28 protein-coding genes are annotated in these 25516 nt (G+C 59.5%); 19 read left to right on the forward strand and 9 right to left on the reverse strand.

All coding sequences use genetic code 11. The features are described from left to right. Positions 1-24: 24 nt before the first annotated feature. The 3 genes from ABJ076_RS05270 (at position 25) to ABJ076_RS05280 (ending at position 1420) form a co-directional block, all read left to right on the forward strand. Complete coding sequence (locus ABJ076_RS05270) at positions 25-411, forward strand: VOC family protein (protein ID WP_348187151.1); 387 nt, start codon at positions 25-27, stop codon at positions 409-411. Next, positions 408-926: a GNAT family N-acetyltransferase gene (locus ABJ076_RS05275; RefSeq protein ID WP_348187150.1), complete on the forward strand. Its 519-nt coding sequence runs from the start codon at positions 408-410 to the stop codon at positions 924-926. Before ABJ076_RS05270 ends, ABJ076_RS05275 begins: the two co-directional genes overlap by 4 nt. Positions 927-1018: 92 nt before the next feature. Next, positions 1019-1420, forward strand: coding sequence for a hypothetical protein (locus ABJ076_RS05280; protein ID WP_348198857.1), 402 nt, complete (start codon positions 1019-1021; stop codon positions 1418-1420). Between the two features lie 45 nt (positions 1421-1465). On the opposite strand, the gene ABJ076_RS05285 is transcribed toward ABJ076_RS05280, so the two are convergent. Next, complete coding sequence (locus ABJ076_RS05285; RefSeq protein ID WP_348187146.1) at positions 1466-1843, reverse strand: STAS/SEC14 domain-containing protein; 378 nt, start codon at positions 1841-1843, stop codon at positions 1466-1468. A 358-nt stretch (positions 1844-2201) separates the two neighbouring features. Between ABJ076_RS05285 and ABJ076_RS05290 the strand changes: the two genes are divergently transcribed. The 4 genes from ABJ076_RS05290 to ABJ076_RS05305 are packed head-to-tail and all read left to right on the forward strand — an operon-like array spanning position 2202 to position 7774. Continuing rightward, positions 2202-4502 carry a TonB-dependent hemoglobin/transferrin/lactoferrin family receptor gene (locus ABJ076_RS05290; RefSeq protein WP_348187144.1) on the forward strand — a complete coding sequence of 767 codons (2301 nt, stop codon included), beginning with the start codon at positions 2202-2204 and terminating at the stop codon, positions 4500-4502. A 4-nt stretch (positions 4503-4506) separates the two neighbouring features. Continuing rightward, on the forward strand, positions 4507-6282 hold the full coding sequence (locus ABJ076_RS05295; RefSeq protein ID WP_348187142.1) for an SbmA/BacA-like family transporter: 1776 nt from the start codon (positions 4507-4509) through the stop codon (positions 6280-6282). Further along, positions 6279-6962 (forward strand): hypothetical protein, encoded by a 684-nt coding sequence (locus ABJ076_RS05300; RefSeq protein ID WP_348187140.1) that lies wholly within the window; start codon positions 6279-6281, stop codon positions 6960-6962. The genes ABJ076_RS05295 and ABJ076_RS05300 overlap by 4 nt, the downstream gene beginning before the upstream one ends. Then, positions 6959-7774 carry a ChaN family lipoprotein gene (locus tag ABJ076_RS05305; RefSeq protein ID WP_348187138.1) on the forward strand — a complete coding sequence of 272 codons (816 nt, stop codon included), beginning with the start codon at positions 6959-6961 and terminating at the stop codon, positions 7772-7774. Before ABJ076_RS05300 ends, ABJ076_RS05305 begins: the two co-directional genes overlap by 4 nt. A 167-nt stretch (positions 7775-7941) precedes the next feature. On the opposite strand, the gene ABJ076_RS05310 is transcribed toward ABJ076_RS05305, so the two are convergent. Beyond that, on the reverse strand, positions 7942-9546 hold the full coding sequence (locus tag ABJ076_RS05310; RefSeq protein WP_348187136.1) for a phosphoenolpyruvate carboxykinase: 1605 nt from the start codon (positions 9544-9546) through the stop codon (positions 7942-7944). Positions 9547-9695: 149 nt separating this feature from the next. Beyond that, positions 9696-10433: a DUF2470 domain-containing protein gene (locus ABJ076_RS05315; protein WP_348187134.1), complete on the reverse strand. Its 738-nt coding sequence runs from the start codon at positions 10431-10433 to the stop codon at positions 9696-9698. 277 nt (positions 10434-10710) lie between these two features. Here ABJ076_RS05315 and ABJ076_RS05320 point away from each other — a divergent pair, with 277 nt between their 5' ends. The 10 genes from ABJ076_RS05320 (at position 10711) to ABJ076_RS05365 (ending at position 19266) form a co-directional block, all read left to right on the forward strand. Next, complete coding sequence (locus ABJ076_RS05320) at positions 10711-11430, forward strand: response regulator transcription factor (protein WP_348187132.1); 720 nt, start codon at positions 10711-10713, stop codon at positions 11428-11430. Positions 11431-11486: 56 nt separating this feature from the next. Further along, the gene (locus tag ABJ076_RS05325) at positions 11487-13181 is read left to right on the forward strand and encodes a stimulus-sensing domain-containing protein (protein WP_348187130.1); all 1695 of its coding nucleotides are present in this window, start codon (positions 11487-11489) and stop codon (positions 13179-13181) included. Positions 13182-13207: 26 nt separating this feature from the next. Continuing rightward, positions 13208-13627, forward strand: a complete 420-nt coding sequence (locus ABJ076_RS05330; protein ID WP_348187128.1) for an HPr kinase/phosphatase C-terminal domain-containing protein — start codon at positions 13208-13210, stop codon at positions 13625-13627. 38 nt (positions 13628-13665) lie between these two features. Next, the gene (gene rapZ / locus ABJ076_RS05335) at positions 13666-14565 is read left to right on the forward strand and encodes an RNase adapter RapZ (RefSeq protein WP_348187126.1); all 900 of its coding nucleotides are present in this window, start codon (positions 13666-13668) and stop codon (positions 14563-14565) included. Positions 14566-14631: 66 nt separating this feature from the next. Then, a complete protein-coding gene (locus ABJ076_RS05340) occupies positions 14632-15057 on the forward strand; it encodes a PTS sugar transporter subunit IIA (protein WP_348187124.1) in 426 nt (141 codons plus the stop codon). 4 nt (positions 15058-15061) lie between these two features. Continuing rightward, positions 15062-15355 (forward strand): HPr family phosphocarrier protein, encoded by a 294-nt coding sequence (locus tag ABJ076_RS05345; RefSeq protein ID WP_348187122.1) that lies wholly within the window; start codon positions 15062-15064, stop codon positions 15353-15355. A gap of 13 nt (positions 15356-15368) precedes the next feature. After that, positions 15369-17141, forward strand: a complete 1773-nt coding sequence (ptsP, locus tag ABJ076_RS05350) for a phosphoenolpyruvate--protein phosphotransferase (RefSeq protein ID WP_348187120.1) — start codon at positions 15369-15371, stop codon at positions 17139-17141. Positions 17142-17180: 39 nt separating this feature from the next. Further along, positions 17181-18362 (forward strand): aminotransferase, encoded by a 1182-nt coding sequence (locus ABJ076_RS05355; protein WP_348187118.1) that lies wholly within the window; start codon positions 17181-17183, stop codon positions 18360-18362. Continuing rightward, complete coding sequence (locus tag ABJ076_RS05360) at positions 18359-18832, forward strand: GNAT family N-acetyltransferase (protein WP_348187116.1); 474 nt, start codon at positions 18359-18361, stop codon at positions 18830-18832. The genes ABJ076_RS05355 and ABJ076_RS05360 overlap by 4 nt, the downstream gene beginning before the upstream one ends. 287 nt (positions 18833-19119) lie before the next feature. Beyond that, a complete protein-coding gene (locus ABJ076_RS05365; RefSeq protein ID WP_348187114.1) occupies positions 19120-19266 on the forward strand; it encodes a hypothetical protein in 147 nt (48 codons plus the stop codon). A 31-nt stretch (positions 19267-19297) separates the two neighbouring features. Here ABJ076_RS05365 and ABJ076_RS05370 read toward each other — a convergent pair whose 3' ends face one another. Then, positions 19298-20479: a pyridoxal phosphate-dependent aminotransferase gene (locus ABJ076_RS05370; protein ID WP_348187112.1), complete on the reverse strand. Its 1182-nt coding sequence runs from the start codon at positions 20477-20479 to the stop codon at positions 19298-19300. Positions 20480-20652: 173 nt separating this feature from the next. Between ABJ076_RS05370 and ahcY the strand changes: the two genes are divergently transcribed. Together ahcY and ABJ076_RS05380 are read left to right on the forward strand one after the other, a co-directional pair. Next, entirely contained in the window at positions 20653-21954 is a 1302-nt protein-coding gene (gene ahcY, locus ABJ076_RS05375; protein ID WP_348187110.1) for an adenosylhomocysteinase, read from the forward strand. An 87-nt stretch (positions 21955-22041) separates the two neighbouring features. Beyond that, complete coding sequence (locus ABJ076_RS05380; RefSeq protein WP_348187108.1) at positions 22042-22845, forward strand: DUF3108 domain-containing protein; 804 nt, start codon at positions 22042-22044, stop codon at positions 22843-22845. 30 nt (positions 22846-22875) lie between these two features. Here ABJ076_RS05380 and ABJ076_RS05385 read toward each other — a convergent pair whose 3' ends face one another. The 5 genes from ABJ076_RS05385 to ABJ076_RS05405 form a co-directional block, all read right to left on the reverse strand. Next, entirely contained in the window at positions 22876-23112 is a 237-nt protein-coding gene (locus ABJ076_RS05385; RefSeq protein ID WP_323796830.1) for a hypothetical protein, read from the reverse strand. Positions 23113-23130: 18 nt separating this feature from the next. Further along, a complete protein-coding gene (locus ABJ076_RS05390; protein WP_348187106.1) occupies positions 23131-23307 on the reverse strand; it encodes a hypothetical protein in 177 nt (58 codons plus the stop codon). Beyond that, entirely contained in the window at positions 23304-23555 is a 252-nt protein-coding gene (locus tag ABJ076_RS05395) for a hypothetical protein (RefSeq protein ID WP_348187104.1), read from the reverse strand. Before ABJ076_RS05395 ends, ABJ076_RS05390 begins: the two co-directional genes overlap by 4 nt. 73 nt (positions 23556-23628) lie before the next feature. Continuing rightward, a complete protein-coding gene (locus ABJ076_RS05400; RefSeq protein ID WP_348187102.1) occupies positions 23629-24663 on the reverse strand; it encodes a hypothetical protein in 1035 nt (344 codons plus the stop codon). Further along, positions 24663-25514: a hypothetical protein gene (locus ABJ076_RS05405; protein WP_348187100.1), complete on the reverse strand. Its 852-nt coding sequence runs from the start codon at positions 25512-25514 to the stop codon at positions 24663-24665. Before ABJ076_RS05405 ends, ABJ076_RS05400 begins: the two co-directional genes overlap by 1 nt. Positions 25515-25516 lie beyond the last annotated feature (2 nt).

Below are 25516 nucleotides of genomic sequence, written 5' to 3' on the forward strand. Positions count from 1 at the left end.
CGAGAGTGCAGGAGGAAATTCCGGATGTTCAGTCATGTTACCCTCGGTACCAATGACTTTATGCGTGCGACTGCCTTCTACGATGCGGTCTTCGCAACCCTCGGAATTCCACGCTTCTACTCTGAAGAAGGGCATGCAGGGTATGGTGAGCCGCGCGCTTCGCAAACCTGGATAGTGTATCCCTTCGATGGCAAATCGGCCTCGATCGGCAACGGCACCCACATCGCCTATTTGGCAGCGGATCGGGGCACGGTAAGGGCGTTTTATGAAACGGCGCTCGCCAATGGCGGCAGCGACGAAGGCGCACCTGGGCCTCGGCCGCATTATCATGAAAATTATTATGCCGCCTATGTCCGTGATCCGGACGGCAACAAGTTGCAGGCGGTCTGTCATTCCTCGGAGGCGGCATGAATTCACCTGCGAAGCCCAAGCGCACGGCAAGTCCGGTCCCCGTTCAGGTCCGCCCGGCGGAAGATCGGGACAAGGACCGGCTGGTCGAGATCATGGATGCCTGCTGGGAAGCAACCTGGATGCCCTTCATGCCGCCCGCCGTCCCGGCACGTTACCGAAACGAGAACCTGGGCCGGGCCTTCGTCGAAAACGCCTGGCACACCTGCCGGGTGGCCGAAGCGGAAGACGGTGAGCGAGGCGTGGTCGGCTTCTGCTTTTTGCTGGGTAACGAGATGAAGACCCTGCAGGTGTTGCCCGATCTGCAGCGCCGCAACATCGGTTTGGCGCTGTTGCAGGATGCCGAGGCCTGTATTGCCAAGGCCGGACATGATCACGTGCATGTCGAAGCGGATGTTTTCAACGCCCGCGCTGCGGTGTTCTACCGTGCCATGGGCTACGAAGAGACCGGCCGGATCGACAACGACATCCTTGGCTACAAGGTTGCGACCCATGTATTCCGGAAGAACCTCGGCTAGCATAGCAGAGACTGGCCTGCCGAACCCAGTTCACAAAATAAACAAGCTCAGCGTCATAGAAACGATGAGGTTTAGTGAATGGGAGAAGAATGATGACTTTCAGAGAAAAAACTTTGTGCGCGGCGATGGTCGTTGGGGGAATCATTTTCGGATTTGGAAATCCGGTTCAAGCAGTTGAAATCCCTTATGATCCGCAATGCACTATTGCAAATTATCGAATCGTGCAAATTCCAAATCAAAATTTTCCGTTTCTCAATATTCAATCAGGAGCACAGAATGACACAATGGCACAAATTCGAAATGTGGTGACCGGAAGCACACACACTATGCCTCCGGGATCAAACGTTTGTATTATTTCTTTAGATTCTCAAGCAAAAATAGATTCTCATTTGCAAGGTGTTAATTATTGTTTTCAGTCGGTGAACCAACAAAATGCTATTAATGCTGTGATTGTTGATCCGGTGTTTGCAGATACTGATCCGGCGTGTAATTAGGTGAGAAAATTCATAGGCTGACAGTCGGTTAATGTTTCGGTATCGTTATGTTTTTTGATTGTCTAGCCAGCAATTTGCTGTGTTGGTTTGGTCAAGTTCAAATCCCTTTATCTCCAGCCCCGGAATGAGCGCGCCCTCGATATCGGCGACTTTGCGGAGCCAGGCTTCGTCGCTGAGCACGGCGCAGCGGTCGAACGTGCCGAGCAGGCCGAAGAGCTTCGGCAGATATTCGAGTTTCACCGCGATGGCGCTCAGAGAGGGCCAGGGAAAGTGGTGCAGGCGGTAGAGCAGTTGACCATGCTCGATACCTTCTGATTTCTCGATCAGCTCTTCGATAGCGCTGCGCATGGTGTCTTCGTCGATGGCGGTGCCGTCGAATTCCATGTCGATGCGGTTCGGTGCGGTTTTCGTGATCTTGATCATTGGAAGCTCCGGTCCGTGTGTCTGAACCGTATATGGGGACGACGGAGTTTGAGTGTAGAGGCGCGCGCTTCACGCTTGTCCGTCAGGACGCGTCCCCCAGCGACGGCCGGGATCCGCAGTCTCTTGCGGGGTCGCTCCAAGTTGGAGGTGGCGATCTGACACTGAAGTTTGTTGAAAATCCGCTTTAACAAAAGATAAGTTATTATTTTTACTGAATTAATTCGTTGACAAAAGTTAACGTCGGCATATCGTGGCCGCACTGAGGCGCCTATTTTACGCCTTTCCCAGCCAGCCATCCGCAAGCAAATCACCTTTGATATAAGCCCGAATGCTCATTCGGGCTGCCGCGGAGTATTAAATGCAAAACCGCAAAGGCCGAGAGGCCTTCAAGCTAGCGATCGTCGCTGGCTATGCCCTCATTTGCGCCTCGCCAAGCGTTCAGGCTCAAGAGGTAACGACAAGTCCAACAGAGACGGCTCCCCAAAAAATCAGCGAAAACAAGCAGCCCGGCGTCGAAGGCGCGACGGTGCTGAAGCCGATTTCGGTCGTCGCCGGTCGCCAGGCGACATCCCCGCTGGAAATCCCTTCCCATGTGACAATCGTGGATAACGAGGCGATCACCAAATACGGCATTACCGACATGCAACAGCTCACCCGGTACATCCCCGGCGTGACTGTTGACCGGCAGACCACCGCCACCGACCCTTTCAACACCTTTAGCGGTTTCAACATTCGCGGCGTTGGCGGCAACCGGGTGCTGATGCTGTCAGACGGCTCGCGCGTCTCGGAGCGAATTACCGATGGGACGCGAGATTACTTGGACTTCAATTTCGTGAAGCAGGTCGAAGTGATCAGGGGACCCGCATCCGTACTTTGGGGCGCCGACGCAATGGGCGGCGTCGTCGCCGTTGAGACGCTTGACCCCGAAGACCTTCTGCTGGGCCGGAAGTCGGGTGGACAGGCGAGACTGGGCTTCGACAGTTTCACGACCTCCGGTACGGCCTCTGCCGCAGCCGCCTATCGTCTTTCCGATACACTGACATCCATGATCGCGTTCTCGCGTCACAGAGGCAGTGAGCCTGAACTAAGCAATGCCAGGGCCGATGGCGGTATCTACGGTTGCCCGAGAGATCTCGCCGCCGGGCAAATACCCTGCAACGAATTCGACGATACGCAGACGGATACCTATCGGGGCCTTGCAAAACTCGTCTGGGCACCGACCAGCGAGCACAGTCTGGAGCTGTCGGCGGATCTTCTGAAGAGGTCCACCGACGTCGACTACACAGTGAGCCGCGGCGCGCAGTCCAATGGCGACTATGTGAACGACTATGACCGCAATCTGGATCTCACCCGCGGGCGTTATGCGCTGGAGCATCTGTGGACTCCGGAAACCACGTTTCTGGACAGCCTGAAAACAATTGTAGCCTATGCCCCGCACGAATACGACAAAACCGGGACGGAACTGGGTGCGGCATCGGCCGGAAATGCCTACCGGATCGACGATACTCTGAATTATACGGAGGACTTCTTCGAACTTGACGTCCAGGCCACCAAGTTCTTTGCCACTGGCCCCGCCAGTCATGACCTGATCTTCGGCTTTGACGGTGATTATTCGGCTCTAGACTATACCCGTATCGACAGCACCACAAATTTGGATACCGGCGCTACCTCGGAGACCCGTGCAGGTGGCTTCAATTTCGCCAATTCCGATACACGCCGCGCCGATATCTACATGCAGGACACGATCGGTCTTCTCGAGGACAGACTGGAAATCACACCAGGCATTCGGTACGCAACCTACCGGATTGATCCGGACCCAAACTCCGATTACCAGATCGTGGAGGGCTCCGACCCACGCGTACGCGAAGATACCGCTCTGCTGAAAAGCCTCGGTGCACTCTACAGGCTGAACGACACCTGGTCCGTCTGGGGGAAATATGGCGAAGGCTTCAAGATGCCGACGGCCCAGCAGCTCTATACCTCCCTGCCTGGTACTTTCTTTGACCTGACGCCATCCCCTGATCTGGAACCGGAGGAAGTCGCCAGCTACGAGGCGGGTGTGCGGACACAGTTCGGTAACGGATATATCGGCGTGACCGGTTTCTATTCCGACTACACCAACTTCATTCAAAGCTTCTACAATCCCCCGGGCACAAACGACTACACATACCGCAACCTGTCTTCCGTCGAAGTCTGGGGTATTGAGGTCGATGGTGCCTATCAAATGAATGACAGGCTTAGATTTAACGGAAGCCTGGCCTGGCAGAAGGGGGACCAGAAAGCCTCGGATGATTCCGAGACCGTCCCGCACACGCTGCCGCCTCTGACGGCGGTCCTCGGGGCGAATTACCTGATCCCGGAATATGACCTTAGCCTTTCGGCTTTAACGACACTGGCCGCGCCGGTGAAGGAGGTCTCCACGGAGACGGGGTTCAAGCCGGGCGGCTACGCCTTGCTCGACCTTTTCGGACGCTGGCAGGTGACGGAAATGGCAAGTCTCAATTTCGGCGTGAAGAATATCTTCGACACCCGGTATTTCGAAGCCGGAGCCGCGGACCGGACGACGTCTCCTTCCACCTCAGTCGCCAATCAGAACCCGATCGAGCTCCAAACCGGGGCGGGGCGGACCTTCACCGCCTCACTGACAGTCCGGTTCTGATCGCATGCGCATCATCCTGATGCGGATCCTCACCCTGACACGGCATGCCGTGTCAGGGCCCGGGTCCTGGTACGCCTGCCTGCTCTATGCCGTCGTTCTGTGCAGCCAGTTTGCGGGAATCTGGGTTTCCCTGCGCCTGATTGCCTGGAGCAAGGCATTCTACGATGCCTTGGAAAACAAGGATGCCATCGCGGCCTTAACCGAAGTTGGCAATTTTGCTCTTCTGATTGGCGCATCGGCTGCGTTTCATCTTGCCGGAGACTGGTTGCGAAAACGTCTGTTCCTGTTTCTCCGCCAAAGGCTGACGGAGCATGTCCAGGACGCTTGGCTCTCGAACAAGGCCTACTGGCTTTTGCGCCCCGGCTTTTCAGACGATCCCGTGGATAATCCGGATCAACGCATTGCCGAGGATTGCCGTCTTTTCATTCACCGGCTTCTCATCGAAACCTTGGATCTCGTATCCAACATCGTCGCAATTGGCTCCTATATTGCTGTCCTGTGGTCTCTGTCGTCGTTCTCGCTAGAATTCACCATTGCAGGACAAGAGATTTCCATTCCCTATTACATGGTCTGGGCCGCCTTCCTCTACGTCTCCTTGTCGACAGTGATTACCCACCTGCTCGGCCGCCCGATTAAAGACCTTATCTTCACGAGAGAACGCAGGGAGGCGGATTTCCGGCGTGCGTTGATCCAGGTACGCGAAGGTGCCGACGAAGTGGCCCAGTCATCCGGGGAGCAGGCGGAACGCCGCAGGTTAACCCGCCATTTCAATATGATACGTGTGAACTGGCTGCGGCTGACCAACGCCGAACTTATCCTGGGGTTATTCGTGAGGCCGTATTTCCAGACGGTCTTGCGCATACCGACCTTTCTCGCCCTTCCTGCCTATTTCGCCGGCTCGGTCACTCTTGGCGGCTTGATGCAGCTCGCCTCGGCGTTCTCGAGTGTGACGACGACCTTAAGCTGGTTCATCTTCTCGTATCGCGATCTGGCGGAATTCGCGGCGGTATCCGAACGCCTTGATCTTTTGCTGAAATCAGCGGCGTCCCCGGCTCCGGTTCCCGGCTCCCCCCGAGAGATCGATCGCATTTATAGCCATGATGCATATTTGCATGTCCGGCAATTGTGTCTCACCACGCCTCTCGGAGAGGCTCTCAGCCCGGTACCCGATGTGACTCTTCGATCAGGAGAAGCCGTTTGGGTGAAAGGCCCTTCCGGAGTTGGCAAAAGCACTTTCCTGTCCGCCCTGTCCGGGCTGTGGCCCTATGGCAAAGGGGAGATCGTCTTGCCAGAAGGGAAACTGTTGGTTCTGCCTCAATTTTCCCGCGTTTTCCCGGAAGGCCTAGCCCACTCCATCACCTATCCGCATGATCCCGAAGAGGTCGGGCGCGCCGCTGTCGAGGACGCTCTCGTCAAGGTCGGCCTCGACCATCGCCTGCAAGCTCTCGATAAGCCAAGTGAAGAAAGCTATGCGGGCCTGTCTGCAGGCGAGAGGCAACGGTTGGCACTGGCGCGGGTTCTGATCATCCGGCCGGACATCCTGATTCTTGACGAAGCCACCAGCGCCCTCGATGCACATAGCGAAGCGGAGGTCCTGAGCCTCGTCCGTAAGGAATGCCCTGATGCGATGATCATCTGTGCGGCCCATCGTCCGCCTGACTCGCTGGGGGACTTCAATACACTGACGCTCGGCGCCGGCCGGGAGCGCGACAGCGCCGTGCCGGGAACGGGCGACACCGATCAATCCCATAATCTGCCGAAGAACGGAGCCACAGCATGAGCGACGCCGTGAAACGCCATGGACTGAATGCCACCCCTGTCGACATCATGAAACTGCTGCCGGATATGGACCGGGTCCAGACCGGCGCCCGCGCCGACGGAGCCGTCCATGAGCGGCTGGGAAAGATCGAGAAGGTCGAAGTGACGGACACATTCGTCCGAATTTCCGGTGCCTGCCACGATCTCGTGCTCGATCCGTCCGACCTCGTCTCGGTCGAGTACGACACCAGCATGGAAATGCGTGACAAGATCTATCCCCGGCTGGACATGATGGGCAAAGACGGCGACGTGCTGTTTTCCTTCACCGGCCTCGAAGGGTTGGAAGCGATGGAGCCACATCTCGCCAAGTTTTCCCGCACCCCGGTCGCCCCGCGTGCCCGGCCGACACAGGAGGAAGCCGAGCCAGATCTCGAGAACGATCCAGCACGCCCATTCCTTGAAAGCCTGATCGGCGCGGCGCCGGTCACAGTGCGCATCGAGACGCCGGTGTTCATCCAGAAGTGGACCGGCGCAGTCGCCAAGATGCTTCCCGCCGGTGGGTGCTTCAACATCATCCTGAAAGACTTCCACCTTCACCTGCCGGCAAACAGCCTCTCCGGCTGGGAGGAGAGGGGCGGCTGGCATCACGGCATCCTGCTGGACGGCTCGAACAGCGCTCTTTCCATCGGCCCGGCTCAATGATCCCGGGCCAATGGATCTGCCCCGGGAGCGGAAGAATCGTCTCTCACGGCGACGTTCTGAAAATAGCCGCAGAGGCGGGGACTGTTCTGCTCGGCGAGCAACATGATAAGGCCGCCCAGCATCGATGGCAGCTTCATGTGCTGGCTGGACTGCGTGCCCTCAGGGAAGATCTTGCGGTCGGATACGAGATGTTTCCCGACCGCCTCGATCCGGTGCTGAAGCGCTGGACCGACGGCGATTATGTGAGCGAGGCGGCTTTTCTGGAAGCAGCGGAATGGGGAACGGTCTGGGGTTTTCCCGCAGAGCTTTACCTTCCGCTGTTCCGGTTCTGCCGACAGTTCCGGGTGCCTATGCACGGCCTCAACTGCCGCCGGCCGCTGGTCACGGAAGTCGGCAAACTGGGCTGGGATTCGATCCCGGATACTGATCGCGACGGTGTCACCCCGGCTCTGGCGGCGACCCGCGCCTATCGCCAGTATCTGTTCGACATAACAGGCGGTGGATCTCCGAATCGCAAAGTACAGGATCCCGATGATCCGGCTTTCGACAGGTTCGTAAGGGCCCAGCAGGTCTGGGACCGGTCCTTCGCCTGCCGCATAGCAGATTTGCGCAGCGCCCCCACCGCACCATTGGTCGCCGGCATTATCGGGCGAGGTCATTTGGAGTTCGGCCATGGTACACCGGCACAGCTTGCCGATTTAGGTATTGGCCCGGTCGTTGTTCTGCTCCCTCATGTAGATAACGGTCCGCCCCCGAAGGGCATCGCCGACGCAGTCTTTTGTATGGATCCACATGACGAGGGGGCTGCATGAAGCAGACATGCCATTTTTGCTGATATGCAAAACACCTCTATCCCGCTTCTGGGCTCGTCGAAGTACGTGATTCGGAGCTGTTGCGATTTGCTGGGATGATGGTGCGGGGACACGTAAATAAGGCCGCCCGGAGGCGGCCTTATTGTTATGCGGTTTGACAATGGTGCTTACGCGGCGGCTTTAACCCCGGCTTCGATCACGGCAGCTTCTACATATTTCTCGAACTGCTTGAAGTTCTCCTGGAAGCGGGCGCGGAGGTCTGAAGCGGTGGCGTCGTAGCCGTCCTTGTCGGACCAGCTGTTGCGTGGGTCGAGCACCTCTGATGGTACGCCCGGGCAGCTTTCCGGGATAAAGAGGCCGAAATGCGGCTCCTGTTTCACCGGCACGTCATCCAGTTTGCCGGCCAGTGCGGCGCGGACCATGGCGCGGGTGAAGGCGATTTCCATGCGCGTGGCGCCGCTTCCGGCACGGCCGCCCTGCCAGCCCGTGTTGACCAGCCAGCAGGTTGCACCGTGCTCGGCGATCCGTTCGCGCAGCATCTCGCCATAGACGCTCGGATGGCGCGGCATGAAGGGAGCGCCGAAGCAGGTGGAGAAGGTCGCCTGCGGATCGTTGCCGAGGCCTTTTTCCGTTCCTGCCACGCGGGCTGTGTAACCGGACAGGAAGTGGTACATGGCCTGTTCGGGGGTCAGTTTGGAGATCGGCGGCAGCACGCCGAACGCGTCCGCCGTCAGCATCATGATGTGCTTCGGGTGGGCGGCCGTGCCGGACAGGTCCGTGTTTGGAATGAAGTGGATCGGATAGCAGGACCGGCTGTTCTCGGTCAGGCTGCCATCATCGAAATCGATTTCCCGGGTTTCCGGATCGTAGACTACGTTCTCCAGCACCGTGCCGAAGCGCTGCGAAGCGGTGTAGATTTCCGGCTCGGCTTGTTCGGATAGGCGGATCACCTTGGCGTAGCAGCCGCCCTCGAAATTGAAGATACCCTTGTCGGACCAACCATGCTCGTCATCGCCCAGCAGGATGCGGGTGCCGTCCGAGGAGAGTGTCGTCTTGCCGGTTCCGGAAAGGCCGAAGAAGATGGCGCTGTCGCCATTCTCCGAGACGTTTGCCGAGCAGTGCATGGGCATGACGTTCCGGTCTGGCAGCAGGTGGTTCAGAATGCCGAAGATCGATTTCTTGATCTCGCCCGCGTACCAGCTGCCGCCGATTACAACGAGACGCTTGTCGAAATTGACCAGAATGAAGGTCTCGGAATTCAACCCGTCCGCTTCGCCTGCAGCTTGCAGACCGGGCGCTTGCAGCACAGTGAATTGCGGCTCGAAACCATCAAGCTCCTTGCGTTCCGGGCGGCGGAACATGTTCTTGGCGAAGAGATTGTGCCAGGCAGTCTCGGTCACTACGCGCACCGGCAGGCGGTAATCCTCGTCGGCGCCGGCATAGCAGTCGAGCACGTAGCAGTCGCGGCTCTGCATGTATCCGGCCAGACGGCGATGCATCTCGTCGAACAGCTCAGGCGTGCAGGGCCGGTTCACCGCGCCCCAGTTGATCTGATCGTGGACCGAGGGGGTGTCGACGATGAACTTGTCCTTGGGAGAGCGGCCGGTATGTTTGCCGGTCTCGACTGCGAATGCGCCGCCGGGGACAATCTGGCCCTCGTCGTTGCGGATCGCATGTTCGTAAAGTTCCGCTTCGGAGAGGTTCCAGTAAGCGGTTCCGAGATTGAACAGCCCGTGCTGTTCAAGATCCTGCGCGGATCGTTCCTGGCCCATGTGACTCATTTCCTCGATCTAGGTTCTTCTGACTCGCGCGGAATTATAATTTTTTTTTGAGAGCCCGCTCCGCTCGGGTCGGAAATTGTTACGAGTCTGTTTCAGCGATTGCAACCGCTCGAGCCGTGGATTTAACAAAAAACCTCTGATTACTCAGCAGCGCTTTGCCGCGCACGCTTGACGAGGCTGACAAGCGCTTTGCGCGTCTCGTCCGCGTCCCGCACCGGTGCATCGTAATCCAGTCGGGCGATGGCGCCGCCGAGGCGCAGGTCGCAGCCTTCGGGATCGCAGCCCGTCATCTCCCATCCCTCGCCGTCACGGCCAAGCAGGACCGATGAATAGAGCTGGATGGCGTCGGCGTGATCCTCGTTCATGTGCTCGACGATACCGGCCTCCGCTTCTTCCAGCTCCGGTACGCGCTCGGACAGGATATCCGACGCCTCGACCCAGTGGATCTCGCCAAAGCCGGCGACGATATGCGCCCGCTCGACGCTCACACGATAGAAATTGAAATCCTTGAACCCGGCAAACATGCGCGCGCTTGGATGGTGGCGCAGATAGCGCTCCGCCATGCGCTCGTCCTCGATCTTTTTGACTCGGCCAAGAACGGAAACACGCGCTCCGGTCAACGGTTCCGCAAGACCGTTGGTGCCGTCGAACAACAGGGACATACGTGGATCGGCGTTGAAGTTTGCGGTGTGCTCGGCGAGGTCAGAAAGCAGCATCAGCGGGCTGCCATCCTGATCGACCGCGGTCATGACGAGAGAGCCATAGGGCCAACCACCCCCGTTTACCATGCCGGTGGAGAGTGTCACGCGGTCGAGGGAGCGCATCAGGGAGCGGATATGGGCTCCGGGGGAACGTTCCGGGGGGGCTGCCTCATTCATCTTTATCAAATCCTGTCATTGGTGCGTCGGGAGCTGTGGCCATCAAAATGAAGCGCCGGGTTTCATGCAAGTGGCATGGTCACGTCCTGGCACTGTTTTGTTTACGCCGTTATTTCCACCGGGGTGCCGAAACAATGCCTTGAGACAGCCACAGCTTTGCCTCATTCCGCCGCCATTCAAATATTTGGGTTAGTGCCACGTACCGCTCCGGCTGGTCCCGGAGGGCGGAAACGTGCAAAATCGGGGACGCCGCATCTTGGCGGAAGGGGTTACAGGCATGAACACGATCGCGTTGGTTGACGACGACCAGAATATTCTCACCTCCGTTTCCATCGCTCTAGAGTCCGAGGGCTTCGAAGTTCGTACCTTCAAGGACGGCGAGGAGGCATTGCGCGGGCTGACGCAGCGGCCAGTGGATCTCGCCATTCTCGATATCAAGATGCCGCGCATGGACGGCATGGAGCTGTTATCGAGGTTGCGCCGCCAGAGTGCACTGCCGGTAATCTTCCTGACCTCGAAGGATGACGAGCTGGACGAGATGCTGGGCCTGAAGATGGGCGCCGATGACTACATCACCAAGCCGTTCTCCCAGCGTCTGCTGATCGAGCGGATTCGGGCGCTGCTGCGGCGTCAGGAGCTGGCCCAGGACGAAGCCAATCCGGCCAGCGATTCCGTGCTCGCGCGCGGCGATCTGATGATGGACGGTTCACGCCACCTCAGCGCCTGGAAAGGGCGGCCGGTGCCGCTCACCGTGACCGAGTTTCTGATCCTGCGCTCGCTCGCCACCAGGCCTGGCCATGTAAAAAATCGGGACCAGCTGATGGACGCCGCTTATGGCGATGCGGTCTATGTGGATGATCGGACCATCGACAGCCACATCAAGCGCATCCGGAAGAAGTTCAAAGGCGTGGATGATGATTTCGAGCAAATCGAAACACTGTACGGGGTCGGCTACCGATACCGCGATCCGGCCTTGGTGCCCACTGGCCCGGCATGAGCCTGTCTTGGGGGGAAGGGCTTCGCGCTGTTCTGAGGCGGCGACGTCTGGGGGACATGGCCGAGAATACTAAGAAGACCGGGGCAAGAGACAGGCGGGCAACAGATCGTCCGGCCATGGACAGACCCATCGGGGAGAATTCGGGCCGCAGACCGAAAATCTCCGGTCTGACGCTGCGGATACTCGCGATCAATCTGTTCGCGGTCGCCATCCCGCTCTTTGGCCTGCTCTATATGGATCGATACCAGGACAACCTGATTGAGGCCGAACTTGAGGCATTGACCCGGCAGGGCAGCATTTTTGCCAAGGGGGTGGCAGCACTTGCCGTCGAGCCTGAGTTTTCTGAAGCGACGGAATTGTCCAAGGAGCTGGTGCGCCGCATGGTACGGCATGCCTCGGATCAGTTTGGCACGCGTTTGCGTCTGTACGCGCCGGACGGCCATCTGATGGCCGACAGCAACAGTTTCGGACGTTCTGGCGGCGTGGTGCAGATCCGACCGTTGCCGCCGCCGCGCGAGTCCGGTTTCGATCCAGGCCACTGGGCTGATACCGCCTACGATCTGCTGGTGAACTGGCTGCCGAGGCGTGGCGACTTTCCGCGCTACATAGAGACGCGAACCCAACGGGCGGAAGATTATCCGGAGGCGGTCGACGCGCTGGCAGGGCGCCGTGCGCAGGCCGTGCGTACAGCGTCCGATGGCGGTCTGATCCTGACTTCCGCCGTGCCGGTACGGCGTTACAAGCAGGTGCTTGGCGCCCTGATGTTGAGTGTTGACGGCCGCGAGGTCGACAAGGCCATGCGGGATGTGCGGTTCGAAATCCTGAGCGTGTTCGCTTTCGTTTTCGCCATCACGATTCTGCTGTCGCTCTATCTCGCGGGAACGATTACACGGCCGGTGCAGCGGCTCGCCGCCGCAGCCGAGCGTATCCGCCGCGACCGTACCAGGGAGACCGAGATCCCCTCATTCGAAGGGCGCGATGACGAGATAGGCGATCTGGCCCGAGCGATGCGGGAAATGACCGAGGCGCTCTGGCAGCGGATGGATGCCATCGACCGTTTCGCCGCCGATGTTTCCCATGAGATCAAGAATCCGCTGACTTCGGTCAGAAGTGCCGTGGAGACGGCGGCGCGGGTACAGGATCCGGAAAAACAGAAGAAGCTGATGGCAATCGTTCTTGATGACGTGCAGCGTCTCGATCGACTGATCAGCGACATCTCCGAAGCTTCCCGGCTCGATGCAGAGCTGTCCCGTGCTGGCTCCGAGCCCGTCGATCTGGCGGCGATCCTGGCAACGCTGGCTGAAGTCTATAGCGCTGCCGAGAACAGCGCTGGCGTGCGGGTCGAAACGGCCGTGAACGGGTCCACCGATCTCCGCGTCCGTGGCAGCGAAAGCCGGTTGGTGCAGGTGATCCGAAATCTGGTCGCCAATGCCATCACCTTTTCGCCTGAAGGCGGTTCGGTGCGTCTGACGGCGGGTGCTGACCCGGTGGACGGTCGCGAGGTGATCATCACAGTCGAGGATGACGGGCCCGGCATTCCTGAAAACAAGCTTGATGCCATTTTCGACCGATTCTATTCGGAACGTCCGACAGGCGAGAAATTCGGCACCCATTCCGGCCTCGGACTCAGCATCTCTCGGCAGATTGTGGATGCGTCATCCGGGCGACTCTGGGCGGAAAACCGCACAGGCGTTGATGGCTCTGTCATTGGTGCGCGGTTCGTCATACGGTTGCCCCGCGTGGTCAACTGAGGCGGGACGATCCGCGGCGGGGCTCAATGGAACTAGTCTATGGCACGACGGTCGCAATCGACGGCCGCGCGGTACTTCTGCGTGGTCCGAGCGGCAGCGGGAAATCAGATCTGGCGCTGCGTCTGATCGAAGGTGGTGCCATGCTCGTGTCAGACGACCAGACCCGGCTTATCAGGGAAGCGGGCCGGCTTGTGGCAAGTGCGCCTGACACGATTTCCGGACAGCTTGAGGTGCGTGGTGTGGGTATTGTGCCCGTAGTCAATACACGGCGGGCGCCGCTCGATCTCGTCATTGATCTGGTGCCACCGGAGCAGGTCGAGCGCTTCCCGGAGGCAGGAGCCTGCACTTATCTTGACCTGACTGTTCCGCTGCTTTCGCTGGCCCCGTTCGAGGCATCGGCTCCGGCAAAAGTGCGCCTTGCACTCACGCATTATCCGGCGAAATAATGCGGCCTTCGGAAATGCGCGTTGAAGGGGAGATAGGCGTGCAGGCATCCGCTGATGCAACAGGACGGCCGCTCAGGGTTGTGCTGGTGACGGGCCTTTCAGGCGCCGGCAGGACGACGAGCCTGAAAGCGCTGGAAGATGCCGAGTTCGAAGCGGTCGACAATCTGCCTTTGTCGCTGCTGCCGGCGCTGCTTGCGCCGCGCGCCGAGCCGGACGGTGATCACCGGATTGCCGTCGGTATCGATACAAGAACCCGCGATTTCACGCCGCAGCGGTTGATGGCCGAAATCGACGCTTTGCAGCAGCGCAAGGATATCACGCTCACCGTCGTCTTTCTCAACTGCGATACGGATGTATTGATCCGTCGTTTCACCGAAACCCGCCGCCGCCACCCACTGGCGATCGACCGGCCGGTGGCGGACGGTATTCGTAGCGAGCGTGAGATGCTGGCGCCCCTGCGCGAGAAAGCCGATGTGACCATAGACAGCTCACGGCTCACTGCTGCTGACTTCAAACGGGTCTTCGCAGAGCAGCTTGGTATCGCTGGTGAGGGCCAGCTTACGATCACAGTGACTTCGTTCAGCTTCCGGCGTGGGGTTCCGCGCGAGGCCGACATGGTGTTCGATGTCCGTTTTCTCCGGAATCCGCATTACGATGAGGACCTGCGGCCGCTCGATGGCCGCAGCGGAGAAGTTGCAGATTTTGTTGCCGAAGATCCTGATTTTCTTGCCTTTTATGAGCGTCTTGAAGATTTTTTGACTCCTCTGATGCCACGTTTTCAGGCAGAGGGAAAAAGCTATCTAACCATCGCTGTCGGCTGTACCGGGGGCCGGCATCGATCCGTATTTGTCGCGGAAAAGCTTGCGAGAGAGTTGAAGGCAGGCGGGCTTGCTGTCACTTTGTTGCATCGCGATGTCGACCGCGTCGGGCAGGAATGATCTGCCGGTCAAAGAGTCGGCGGGACGGAACAGTGCTTAGAACACTGCGGGCAAGGGGCTAACCAGATGGACGCGGAGGCGACCGAATTGCCGATTGGCATCGTATTGGTAACGCACGGAAAACTCGCTGATGAATTCCGGTCTGCGGTTGAACATGTTGTTGGACCGCAGGAGCATCTGGCGACGGTCTGTATCGGTCCAGAGGACGATATGGAGCAACGCAGGGCAGAGATTCTGGAAAGTGTCGGGGCGGTGGATCAGGGCCAGGGCGTCATCGTGCTGACTGATATGTTCGGCGGGACGCCGTCGAATCTGGCCATTTCGATTATGGAAAAAGCGAATGTGGAAGTGCTCGCGGGCGCCAATCTGCCGATGCTGATAAAGCTGGCAAGTGTCAGAAACAGTATGGGATTGGCCGCGGCGGCGAACGAAGCGCAGGAGGCGGGGCGTAAATATATCCGTATCGCCTCCCAGGTTCTGGCCGGGGACTGACGCGATGAACGATAGTGCCATTGCCGCCCTGGCGGTGGAGCGGGATCTGACCATCGTGAACCAGCGGGGCCTGCATGCACGGGCGGCCGCGAAGTTTGTGAAACTGGCGGACACATTCGCGGCGGAGATTTCCGTGACCAAGGGTGATATGACCGTTTCAGGGCGTTCGATCATGGGGCTGATGATGCTGGCGGCCGCGCCGGGCTGTTCCATCCATGTCGCCGCCAATGGGGCGGACGCCCGTGAGGCCCTCGACGCCATCGCCAAACTTGTGGACGATAAATTCGACGAAGACTGAGGATCTGACCGCCATGGTGAAACGGGTATCCGGAGAGGGCGGGGAACGGATCATTGACGGGGTCGGCGTTTCCGCCGGGATCGCCATTGGCGTTGCCCATGTCGTCGAGACCGGCCTTGGGCAATTGCCGGAATACGAGCTTGAAGACGCGCATGTCGAGGCGGAAGCCGAACGGTTTCGCGCGGCCCTGGTTAAGGCACAGAAGCAAGTTGGAAAACTGCGGCAGAAAACGGCGAATATGCCGGAATCGGTCGTGGAGGAACTTGTTCCGCTGCTCGATGCGCATGCTGCGATGCTGGGCTCAGGGCGGGTGGGAGCCGGTACCGAGGCGCAAATCCGTAAACGCAAGATCAACGCTGAAGCCGCCGTTCAATCGGTCGTGCATGAAATCAGCGAAGCCTTTGCAGCAATGAAAGACCCTTATCTCGCCGCCCGGATCAATGACGTGCGGGATGTTGCGGGGCGGATTCTGCGCAATCTCGCAGACAAGCCCTATCAGGCTTTTTCGGTCCTGCCGAAAGACGCGGTCATCATCGCGGACGAGCTCAGCCCTGCGGATACTGCTCTGTTGGACCCGTCAAGGGTAGCAGCTTTGGTAACGACGGTGGGCGGGCCGGAAGGCCATTCGGCGATCATGGCCCGGTCGATGGGGCTTCCTGCGGTCCTCGGCGTACAGGGACTGCTCGGTAAGGTTCGCTCCGGGGAACAGGTGCTGGTCGATGGCGAGCATGGCCGGATTGTTGTCGCGCCGAGCGACATCACTCTGGCGGAGTTCGAACGGAAGGCTGAGGCACGTAAGCGGCTGGAGCGCCAACTCGCACGTCTCAGGTCGCTACCGGCGGAAAGCCGGGACGGTGCCTGCATTTCCCTGCTGGCAAACCTTGAGCTGCCGAGGGATGTTGAAGGGGCAATGCGATCAGGGGCGGAAGGCGTCGGACTGCTGCGCACCGAGTTCCTGTTCATGAATCGGGATACCCTGCCGAGCGAGGACGAGCAATATGCCGTGCTGCGGGGCATCGTTGAGGGTATGGGCGGGTTGCCAGTGACGATCAGGACACTTGATGTCGGCGGCGACAAGATATCGTCGGCGCTTGGCGGCAAGATCGGTGTCTCGCCGAACCCGGCCCTTGGTCTGCGTGGGGTCAGGCTGTCGCTTGCGGAGCCGAAGCTGTTCGAAACCCAGCTTGCGGCGATCCTGCGAGCGGGCGCACACGGCCCGGTGCGCCTGTTGCTGCCGCTGATTTCCTCGGCGGAGCAGATCCGTCAATCCAGGCGTATTTTGGCAAGGGTCGTCAAACGCCTGAAGCGCAAGGGCGTTCGTATCGCCGATCCCTTGCCAAAGCTCGGTGCGATGATCGAGGTGCCGTGTGCAGCACTGATGGCTGACAGTCTGGCCCGCGAGGTGGATTATTTTGCTATCGGGACGAACGATCTGACCAGCTATGCGCTGGCCATTGATCGCAGCGACGATGCGGTGGCCGGACTCTACAACCCGTTGCATCCTGCTGTTCTGCGGCTGATCCAGTTCACCGTTGATGCCGGGCACAGGGCCGGTATTCCGGTCAGTATCTGTGGAGAGATTGCAGGTGACCCACGCTACACCCCGCTTCTCACCGGGCTTGGCGTCCGGGAGTTGTCGATGTCATCGCACAGCATCCCGCGCGTAAAGCAGCGGGTGCGCGCTCTCGATACCGGTGCGGCGACACGGCGGGCGCTGGCCATCATGGATCAGGGCGACGAAGGCCGGATTTCGGCGTTGCTGGACGATTTCAACGACAGTCTCTAATCTGCGAAAAATCCCTTCCCGCTCCTTCGGGTGAGCCCCATGAGTTTTGTTTTGAATTCCGATGTGCTCGGCGCAATCGAGCCGCCGATTGCCGAGTCCCAGACCTGGATCGCCGGTCGGACCTTTCCGACGGAAAAACCGTTACTGGATTTGGCCCAGGCAGTGCCGAGCTATCCTCCTGCCAACGCGCTGACCGACCATATCGCGGAGCGCGCGGCGGATTTCGAGACCGCCCAATATTCGATGATCTCCGGCGTGCCTGAGCTGCGCCAGGAGCTAGCTGATCATGTGGCGCATCGGTATGGCGGGGTGATCGGGCCAGAGAACGTCCTGATTTCAGCCGGCTGCAATCAGGCTTTCTGCATGGCGATACTGGCCATTGCCCGTGCTGGTGACGCAGTGATGCTGCCGGTGCCCTATTACTTCAATCACCAGATGTGGCTGGAAATGCAGGGGATTGATCCGATCCATCTGCCGTTCCGATTCGACCGGGCCGGCGTGCCGGATCCGGAAGAGGCGCGCAGGCTGTTGACGGACAAGACCAAGGCCATCGTTCTGGTCTCGCCAAACAACCCGACCGGCGCCGTCTATCCGCCGGAGGTAATCGCCGAATTCCGCGATCTCGCAGCGGAAAGGGGCATCGCGCTGATCCTGGACGAGACCTACCGGGATTTCCTGGAAGACGAGAACGGCCCGCCGCATGACTTGTTCAAGGACGAGAAATGGGGCGAGACACTGATCCAGCTCTACAGCTTCTCGAAGACCTTCAGTTTGACCGGTTATCGTGCAGGCTCCGTCATGGCCGGGGCGAAAACCATCGATGCAGTCACCAAGATTATGGATACGATCCAGATCTGTACACCGCGCATCTCGCAATATGCCGCGCTCTTCGGCCTGCGCTATGTTTGGCCATGGGTGGCGGAGAAGCGGGACATGCTGAAGGGGCGCAAGGAAGCTCTGGAGGGGGCTTTCCGGTCGAACGACTTCGGCTACGAGCTGGTCTCGGCCGGTGCCTATTTCTCCTATGTCCGGCATCCGTTCGAGGACATGAGCGCGAAGCAGGTGGCCCGGAAGCTGGCGGATGAGCAGAACATTCTTTGCTTGCCGGGCAGCTTCTTTGGCCCGGATCAGGAGCGCTTCCTGCGCCTGGCCTTCGCCAATGCCACCGCCGAGGACATGCCGGAGTTGGCGAAACGTCTGCGGGCGAGCCTCGCGGCATGATCGGAACCCGGCCTTACGATCCCGCGCGTGACGATCTCACCGAGATCGTCGGATTGATCCATCGTGCCTTCGCTCAATATAAGGGAAAGATAGAGCCGGAAAGCGGTGCGTTGTCGGAGAGTGTCGACAGTCTGGGCAAACGGCTGGAAAAGAATCGGCTGTTTCTTGCGGAGGATGACGGCAGGATCAGCGGTGCCGTCTTCGCCACGCAAAAAGGCGATGCCGTCTATCTCGACCGGCTGGCCGTTGATCCCGAAGTCCGTTGCCGGGGCATTGCCCGTCGTCTGATCGAGACGGTTGAGGCCCATGCGCGCACCACCGGAGCCGCCCGGATCACCCTCGGCGTCCGTCTCGCCCTGCAGCACAATATCGATTATTTCCAGCGCTGGGGCTTTGTCGAAACCGGTCTTCAAACTCATGACGGTTTTGATGCGCCAACCTCGATGGATATGGAAAAGCGGTTTAGTTAAATTTAGATTTTCTGCTGATCGTTTAGCTTGACTTGGCCTCAATATTTTGAGAGAACATAAAGGGAACGATGCAATATCAGTTAAATATATCGTTAATTATGGTCGGGTTTTGAGTCTCGTGCATAGCAAGCCATCTGGTTCGATGACTGCTTACATTTAGCGCACTCCACCGCACCATCTGCGTACAAGTAAAATGTAATGCACCCACAGGTGCAGGCCCAAATTTCTCGCTCCGCAGTCAAGCGTGGCCTGAATTTTATGACATTGGTCAAAAGGAGACCTCCAAGATGGCTAAGGGTAAAACTGTAACTTTCAAAGTTGGCCGTGATGCCAAGTCCGGAGAATTTATCCCGGTCAAGGAAGCCCAGAAGCGCAAAGCTACAACTGTTGTCGAAACGATAAAGCGTCCTACAGCCCCTAAAAAAGGGAAGTAGCCTCAGCCGATTTGCGGTAGTATTAGGCTTATCATCCATGCTTCTGGATAAAGGCCGATAACCGCCGCGCCGCGTCATCCAGCGTCTCGTCCGAGGCGCCGAAGCTGAGCCGCAGATGACCCGACAGCATCTTGCCGAAGCCCTCGCCCGGGAGCAGGGCGAGCTTCTGTTCTTCCAGCAGCTTCCAGGCAAAATCTGTGGTGTCCATGCCGGTCTCGCGGATATCCAGCATGAGGAACATGCCGGCATCTGGTTTCCGGACCTTCACCTTCGGCACGGCAGCCAACGCCTCGCAGATCTGGTCGCGGCGGTGCCGGTAGAGGTCGCGAATCCTGTCCACTGTGTCGACCGCTTCGTCCAGCGCGGTCATGGCCGCTTCCTGGATGAAGGGCGGTGAGCCGAACAGCATGGAGCCCATGACCTGTTCGACCGCGTTGATACTGTCCGGGTCGGCGACGATCCAGCCCAGCCGCCAGCCGGTCATCGCATGACCCTTGGAGAAGCTGTAGACGGACAGTGTGCGATCCTTCATGCCGTCGATCAGGCGCGGGCAGAAGTGCGGCTGCTCGTAGGTCATCGAGCAATAGACCTCATCGGAAATCAGCCAGAGATCGTGTTCGATGCAGATCCGGGCAATCTCCTCCATGGTCTCGCGCGGCCAGACCGCGCCGGTCGGGTTATTCGGCGAATTGATCACCATCGCCTTTGTTTCCGGGCGCAGGGCGGCGCGGATGTCGGCGAGGTCCGGAACAAAGCTGTTCTCGGGGTGCAGCGGAACCTGGCTCAGTGTTGCCCCGCGGGCGATCAGCGCCCCCTGATAGGTGACATACATCGGATCGAAGGTGACGACGTGATCGCCCGGATTGAGGGTCACCAGCCCGGAGGTGAAGACGCCACACTGGGCGCCGGGGATGACCGCGACATTCGCCGCCGTGACCTGCTCACCCATGCAGGCGCTGTGATAGGCGGCGAGTTTTTCGCGCAATTGCAGGAAGCCGATGCTTGCCGTGTAATGATGTTTGCCATCCCGCAGGGCTGTGACCGCTGTCTCGACGATGCGGGCGTCGGTGGTGAAATCATGATCCCCGACAGACAGCACGATGACGTCCGTTTCGCCAGCACGGTAGCGTTTGCGAGCTTCGGTGTGAATCGCCCAGGCGTCTACAGCATCTGTTCCGCCCATGGCGGCGATATAGGAGGAATGGTGCGGCATTAAAACAGTCTTTCAACAGGCGGCGGGCTGGCCAGATAAGGCGGGTCGGGTGGTGCTGTCAATGCGGCCTCTTGCCCTTTGCCTTCTTGCCCCTATTTTCTCGGACTGATATAGCCCAATGCGACCGGGTACCGGCAGCGTCGCCGGATATATACAGTGCAAGGAGCTGCCGCATGGCTGATGCCGCTTTCACAGACTACAAAGTTGCCGATATTTCGCTCGCCGAATGGGGCCGCCGCGAAATCGCGATCGCCGAAACCGAAATGCCGGGCCTGATGGCGCTGCGCGAGGAGAATGAAGGCAAGAAACCGCTCGCCGGAGCGCGTATCACAGGTTGTCTGCACATGACCATCCAGACGGCAGTGCTGATCGAGACCCTGATTGATCTCGGCGCTGATATCCGCTGGAGCTCCTGCAACATCTTCTCGACACAGGATCAGGCCGCTGCCGCCATCGCGGCTGCTGGGATCCCGGTCTTTGCCTGGAAGGGTGAGACCGAGGAAGAGTACGAGTGGTGCCTGCGTCAGACCATCAAGGGGCCGGACGGCTGGACCCCGAACATGTTGCTGGATGATGGCGGTGATCTGACGATCATGATGCACGAGGACTATCCGGAGCTGATGGACGATGTCCGCGGCGTTTCGGAAGAGACCACCACCGGCGTTCACCGTCTTTATGAGATGGCGAAGGCTGGCACGCTCAAGGTTCCGGCGATCAACGTCAATGACAGCGTCACCAAGTCCAAATTCGACAATCTCTATGGTTGCCGCGAGAGCCTGACCGACGGCATTCGCCGTGCAACCGATGTGATGCTGTCCGGCAAAGTCGCGGTTGTCGCCGGTTACGGCGATGTCGGCAAGGGCTCGGCTGCCAGCCTGCGCAACGGCGGTGCCCGCGTGCTGGTCACCGAAATCGATCCGATCTGCGCCCTGCAGGCGGCGATGGAAGGCTACGAGGTCGTGACGATGGAAGAAGCCGCGCCGCGCGCTGACATTTTCGTCACCGCGACCGGCAACAAGGACATCCTCACGATGGACCACATGCGGGACATGAAGGACCGCGCTATCGTCTGCAATATTGGCCATTTCGATAACGAAATTCAGGTCGAACCACTGCGTAACCTGGTCTGGCACAATGTGAAGCCGCAGGTTGACGAGGTCGAATTCCCGGACGGCAAGCGGATCATCCTGCTGGCCGAAGGCCGCCTTGTTAACCTCGGTTGCGCCACTGGTCACCCTAGCTTCGTGATGAGTGCCTCCTTCACCAACCAGACGCTCGCCCAGATGGAACTGTGGAACAATGCCGGCGCTTATGAAAAGCAGGTCTATGTACTGCCGAAAAAGCTGGATGAAAAAGTTGCCGCTCTGCATCTGAAGAAGGTTGGGGCCATGATTTCCCAACTCTCGAAAGAGCAGGCTTCCTATATCGGCGTGACGCAGGAAGGCCCGTTCAAGCCCGAAGCCTATCGCTACTAAAAACATCATTCACGCGGCGGTGGGACTTGATCCGCCGCCGCGTTCTCTTATTTAAAGCCTTACGCACAATGCACATGAGGGCGGGGCATGCGGTGGCTTTCTTTAGGACTGATCGGTGGCGCCCTGCTGGCTTCAAAAGCCGATGCGCGGGAGCTTGATCTCTCCTATATGATTTATTTCGGCGGATTTTCCGTCGCCGCCGTCGACTCGAAAATCGCAGTCGACCGCTCGGCCTACCGGGTCACGACCAACGCCCGTTCCCTTGGCATCCTCGATTATTTCTTCCCGATTGATGTAAGCAGTGAAGGCACCGGCCAATTGACCGGCGTGGGCATCAAACCCGAAACGTATCGCAGCAACGGAACTTTTAACGGCCAGTCTCGCCGGATCACGCTCACGACCCGGGATGGCTTCGCGCCGTCTGTTGTCATGCATCCGCCGCGTGACCCGGAAAAACGGGACGCGGTACCGGAAGATCTTCAGTTGGGCACAATTGATCCATACGCGGCGGTTGTGTCGCTCGCACTGACGAGCAAAGCCAATCCCTGTAAGGAAGATCTACGGGTTTTCAACGGCCGCACCCGAACGGATTTCCGCCTGTCCCACGCTGGCTCCGACATTCTGGAGAAGACGGATTACAGTGCTTTCAGCGGCCCGGCGGAGCTTTGCCGAGTGGCGTACGAGACCCTTGCAGGCGGTTATAAAAAACCATGGTTCGGCGAGGACAAGACAAATGCCGAGACCAGACTCTGGGTGGCGCGGCTGATAGAAGGCGGCTCCTGGATACCGGTACGCCTGGAATCGGAAGGGCCTTTCGGCATGATCGTCGGCCATATCATCGGAGCGTCAGAGCGCCTTGATCTGGCCGAGCGGGTCTTGCTGAAACCCTAGCAAGACCTCACACGGTATGAGCCTTCCCGTCTACTTCAGGAGCAGGGAGTGCCGGATACCAAGCCAGATGGTGGCGAGCCCGGCGCTGATGATACTGGTCAGCACCATCAACCGGACACCGACGCCGATTTTCTCCGATAGATTCCGCTGATGGCGCAGGTAGGCAAAATCGTGCTGAGCCTGGATCACCCGTTCCGGAGAGGTTACGTCGAGGCCGAGTTCAGTCAGCGTCGCCCGCACCAAGCGGCGGGCATCGTCCTGGTCCATGGGGCCCCCTTTACCGACCTAGCGGTCTCTCGTAAGCATGGCGATCAGGCTGGCAAGGGCGATGCCGACAGTCCCGACGGCTTCGCCGATCTCCGGCTCGAGAGATACCCCGGTGGCCGTGAGAAATCCTGTCAGGCCGATCCAGGTGCTTCGTTCACCCAGACGATCGAGTAGCCAGGTTGTGTTGAATTTCATGGTCTTGTCTCCTGCAGAGGTGTTTCGGTGGGGGTGGAGCAGCTATCCAGTGCGGGATCGATCTCCCCGGCATCCTGCAACCGTGCCCGGACTGCCGGGGACAGGGCGCAATATCCGTCGCGCACGGCGCTGATGGCGGCGAGCGCATTGGTTCTGCGGATTTCGATCTCCGCCGCGGCATTGGGGTCGGCACACGCTGGCAATGCCGCCAGCAGGCTCAAGACGGCCAGCATTGATCTGACATGCATGGGCAACTCCTCATATCGTGGGTAAGTCGTATAGGCCACGCTCGGTGGCTTGCGGTTTTCCTGATCATCCACCTCACGGGCTCTCTTCAGCTTCCCAGAGCCTGAGCTGGTTGCCCCAGACCTCGGCGGTGACACGGGTCACAATGCCCGGCGCCTGACCAGCATAGTTTGGGATTCCGCCGATGCGCTTGACTTCACCTGCGCTGCCGCCGAGGGTCCATGACGGCACGAACCCGCCGGCGCCGCCCTGGGTAATGAGGAATCTGCGCGTGTATTCGAAGCCGAGGCCGAGTGCCGCGAAATCGAAATCGACATCTCCGGTCAGGGTCACGGCAAGGGCGTTCCAGCGTGCAGCGTCGATGTAGAGTGTTCCGCCGCTAATCTCACCTAGATCCTCGATACTTGTCCGGGTGCCGCGCAGGTTTCCGTCTGTCAGCGCATAGCCCTGAAGGTTAAGGCCCATAGTCTTGATTTCGCCGGTTGCCCGGTTGACTTCCAGTGGACGGCCGGTCCAGGCGCCACTGTTGTCGAAGGTATGCAGAAAGATCAGGCTGCCGCCCGCCGTATCCGAGAGGGGAGCATCGTCGAGACCAAAATCCAGATGCGGCAGATCATCCCGCATCATCCGGAGATTAAGATATTGACCCGGCGGGGCATTCAGGGCCGGAGAATGGCCGTCGATCTTCAGGGGGCCGGTGATTGTCCCGCCCGCCCGTTCGAGGAATCCAGTGAAGAGCGGATAGGTCAGGACCCAGTCGCTCCGCTCGGTAGCGCCTGCGGCAAAGCTGACCTCCATCGTCACGGCCATTCCGTTCAGCGCAGTGATCGTGCCGACCATGAAATGCGTGGCATCGCCCGCACTGGTTACGCGCAACACCTGTCCGGCCTTCCAGCCGGGCGGCGGGGTGGCCAGCAGGGTGAATGCGGCAGAACCGGTCTCGGGCGTTAGCGCTGAGGCGGAAAGCCCGGCCGCACCCTTCAGCGCGGCTGTTTCCTCAGCAACAGCGCGGACGATGGCAGGGAAGCCGGTTTCCTCTTCGGCATAGGCATTGCCGTCCAGATTGGCATCGGTGAAAGTGCGGTCGCCGATTGTCACGGACCAGGTCATCAGTACAGCTCCTCAATCACGAATTCCTTGGAATAGCGCGCGTTGAAATCGTTCACGATGGGGGTGGTTTCAGCGATCCGGCCATAGACCGTGCGCCGGTGCAGGTGGGCGGTGTCGTCCGGATCGACCATCGCCAGGATGTCCCCGCCGGTACCCTTCAGCCGTTCAAGCTCATAGGCATTGGCCAGCATCTCATCGATATCGAGATGCTCGATCCGGAATCGCAGGCGGCGATATTTCGGCTTGCCGTCGAAATAGGCCTGGCCGCCGCGCGACTTGACGATCCGGCTTTCGTCCACCTGCTCGATGCTCCAGCCGTATTGCAGGTTCACGCTCGGGGTCCATGCAGGGGCCAGCAGAGCGCGCCCTGCTTGCAGATAACCAGCGGGATTGTCCGGATCGTTGAGATCCACGCGCATATAGCGGACGCGCCGCGCCGCCGGCAGGATGGCGTAGGAGCCGATACCGTAGGTCTCCGCCGTCTCGGTGTCGAGATGACCGCCCCATTGGAACTCGCCCCAGTGCCCAGTGCCGAACGGCACAACGCGGGGCCAGATCGGCACGGCGCCGGTGTCGAGTTCGGGTTGCTCCAGATCGACGTTGAACAGCCGCACCCGCCAGGTACCGCGCTGGCTCAGATTGTGGTTCAGGATACCGGCGAAGCTGACGGGACGCTGGGCGCCGAAATCCACCTCGAACCAGGAAGACGCCGGATCGGTGTCGGTGGATCGGGCGACCCGGCTCGGATGCGGATGGGCGAGATTGTCCAATGGCAGGCCGCTGCTCCAGTCCCCGCCGGACAAGGCGGCGGCGTCCAGATAATTCCGGTAGACGATCAGCATGTTGCTCATCG

The sequence above is a fragment of the Nisaea sp. genome, assembly GCF_039990255.1.
GTDB lineage: Bacteria > Pseudomonadota > Alphaproteobacteria > Thalassobaculales > Thalassobaculaceae > Nisaea.

Excerpts from the sequence above, each read along its gene's own strand:
- ABJ076_RS05270 (WP_348187151.1), top strand. The coding sequence starts at position 25 with ATGTTCAGTCATGTTACCCTCGGTACCAATGACTTTATGCGTGCGACT.
- ABJ076_RS05275 (WP_348187150.1), top strand. The coding sequence starts at position 408 with ATGAATTCACCTGCGAAGCCCAAGCGCACGGCAAGTCCGGTCCCCGTT.
- ABJ076_RS05280 (WP_348198857.1), top strand. The coding sequence starts at position 1,019 with ATGACTTTCAGAGAAAAAACTTTGTGCGCGGCGATGGTCGTTGGGGGA.
- ABJ076_RS05285 (WP_348187146.1), bottom strand. The coding sequence starts at position 1,843 with ATGATCAAGATCACGAAAACCGCACCGAACCGCATCGACATGGAATTC.
- ABJ076_RS05290 (WP_348187144.1), top strand. The coding sequence starts at position 2,202 with ATGCAAAACCGCAAAGGCCGAGAGGCCTTCAAGCTAGCGATCGTCGCT.
- ABJ076_RS05295 (WP_348187142.1), top strand. The coding sequence starts at position 4,507 with ATGCGCATCATCCTGATGCGGATCCTCACCCTGACACGGCATGCCGTG.
- ABJ076_RS05300 (WP_348187140.1), top strand. The coding sequence starts at position 6,279 with ATGAGCGACGCCGTGAAACGCCATGGACTGAATGCCACCCCTGTCGAC.
- ABJ076_RS05305 (WP_348187138.1), top strand. The coding sequence starts at position 6,959 with ATGATCCCGGGCCAATGGATCTGCCCCGGGAGCGGAAGAATCGTCTCT.
- ABJ076_RS05310 (WP_348187136.1), bottom strand. The coding sequence starts at position 9,546 with ATGGGCCAGGAACGATCCGCGCAGGATCTTGAACAGCACGGGCTGTTC.
- ABJ076_RS05315 (WP_348187134.1), bottom strand. The coding sequence starts at position 10,433 with ATGAATGAGGCAGCCCCCCCGGAACGTTCCCCCGGAGCCCATATCCGC.
- ABJ076_RS05320 (WP_348187132.1), top strand. The coding sequence starts at position 10,711 with ATGAACACGATCGCGTTGGTTGACGACGACCAGAATATTCTCACCTCC.
- ABJ076_RS05325 (WP_348187130.1), top strand. The coding sequence starts at position 11,487 with ATGGCCGAGAATACTAAGAAGACCGGGGCAAGAGACAGGCGGGCAACA.
- ABJ076_RS05330 (WP_348187128.1), top strand. The coding sequence starts at position 13,208 with ATGGAACTAGTCTATGGCACGACGGTCGCAATCGACGGCCGCGCGGTA.
- ABJ076_RS05340 (WP_348187124.1), top strand. The coding sequence starts at position 14,632 with ATGGACGCGGAGGCGACCGAATTGCCGATTGGCATCGTATTGGTAACG.
- ABJ076_RS05345 (WP_348187122.1), top strand. The coding sequence starts at position 15,062 with ATGAACGATAGTGCCATTGCCGCCCTGGCGGTGGAGCGGGATCTGACC.
- ptsP (WP_348187120.1), top strand. The coding sequence starts at position 15,369 with ATGGTGAAACGGGTATCCGGAGAGGGCGGGGAACGGATCATTGACGGG.
- ABJ076_RS05355 (WP_348187118.1), top strand. The coding sequence starts at position 17,181 with ATGAGTTTTGTTTTGAATTCCGATGTGCTCGGCGCAATCGAGCCGCCG.
- ABJ076_RS05360 (WP_348187116.1), top strand. The coding sequence starts at position 18,359 with ATGATCGGAACCCGGCCTTACGATCCCGCGCGTGACGATCTCACCGAG.
- ABJ076_RS05365 (WP_348187114.1), top strand. The coding sequence starts at position 19,120 with ATGGCTAAGGGTAAAACTGTAACTTTCAAAGTTGGCCGTGATGCCAAG.
- ABJ076_RS05370 (WP_348187112.1), bottom strand. The coding sequence starts at position 20,479 with ATGCCGCACCATTCCTCCTATATCGCCGCCATGGGCGGAACAGATGCT.
- ahcY (WP_348187110.1), top strand. The coding sequence starts at position 20,653 with ATGGCTGATGCCGCTTTCACAGACTACAAAGTTGCCGATATTTCGCTC.
- ABJ076_RS05380 (WP_348187108.1), top strand. The coding sequence starts at position 22,042 with ATGCGGTGGCTTTCTTTAGGACTGATCGGTGGCGCCCTGCTGGCTTCA.
- ABJ076_RS05385 (WP_323796830.1), bottom strand. The coding sequence starts at position 23,112 with ATGGACCAGGACGATGCCCGCCGCTTGGTGCGGGCGACGCTGACTGAA.
- ABJ076_RS05390 (WP_348187106.1), bottom strand. The coding sequence starts at position 23,307 with ATGAAATTCAACACAACCTGGCTACTCGATCGTCTGGGTGAACGAAGC.
- ABJ076_RS05395 (WP_348187104.1), bottom strand. The coding sequence starts at position 23,555 with ATGCATGTCAGATCAATGCTGGCCGTCTTGAGCCTGCTGGCGGCATTG.
- ABJ076_RS05400 (WP_348187102.1), bottom strand. The coding sequence starts at position 24,663 with ATGACCTGGTCCGTGACAATCGGCGACCGCACTTTCACCGATGCCAAT.
- ABJ076_RS05405 (WP_348187100.1), bottom strand. The coding sequence starts at position 25,514 with ATGAGCAACATGCTGATCGTCTACCGGAATTATCTGGACGCCGCCGCC.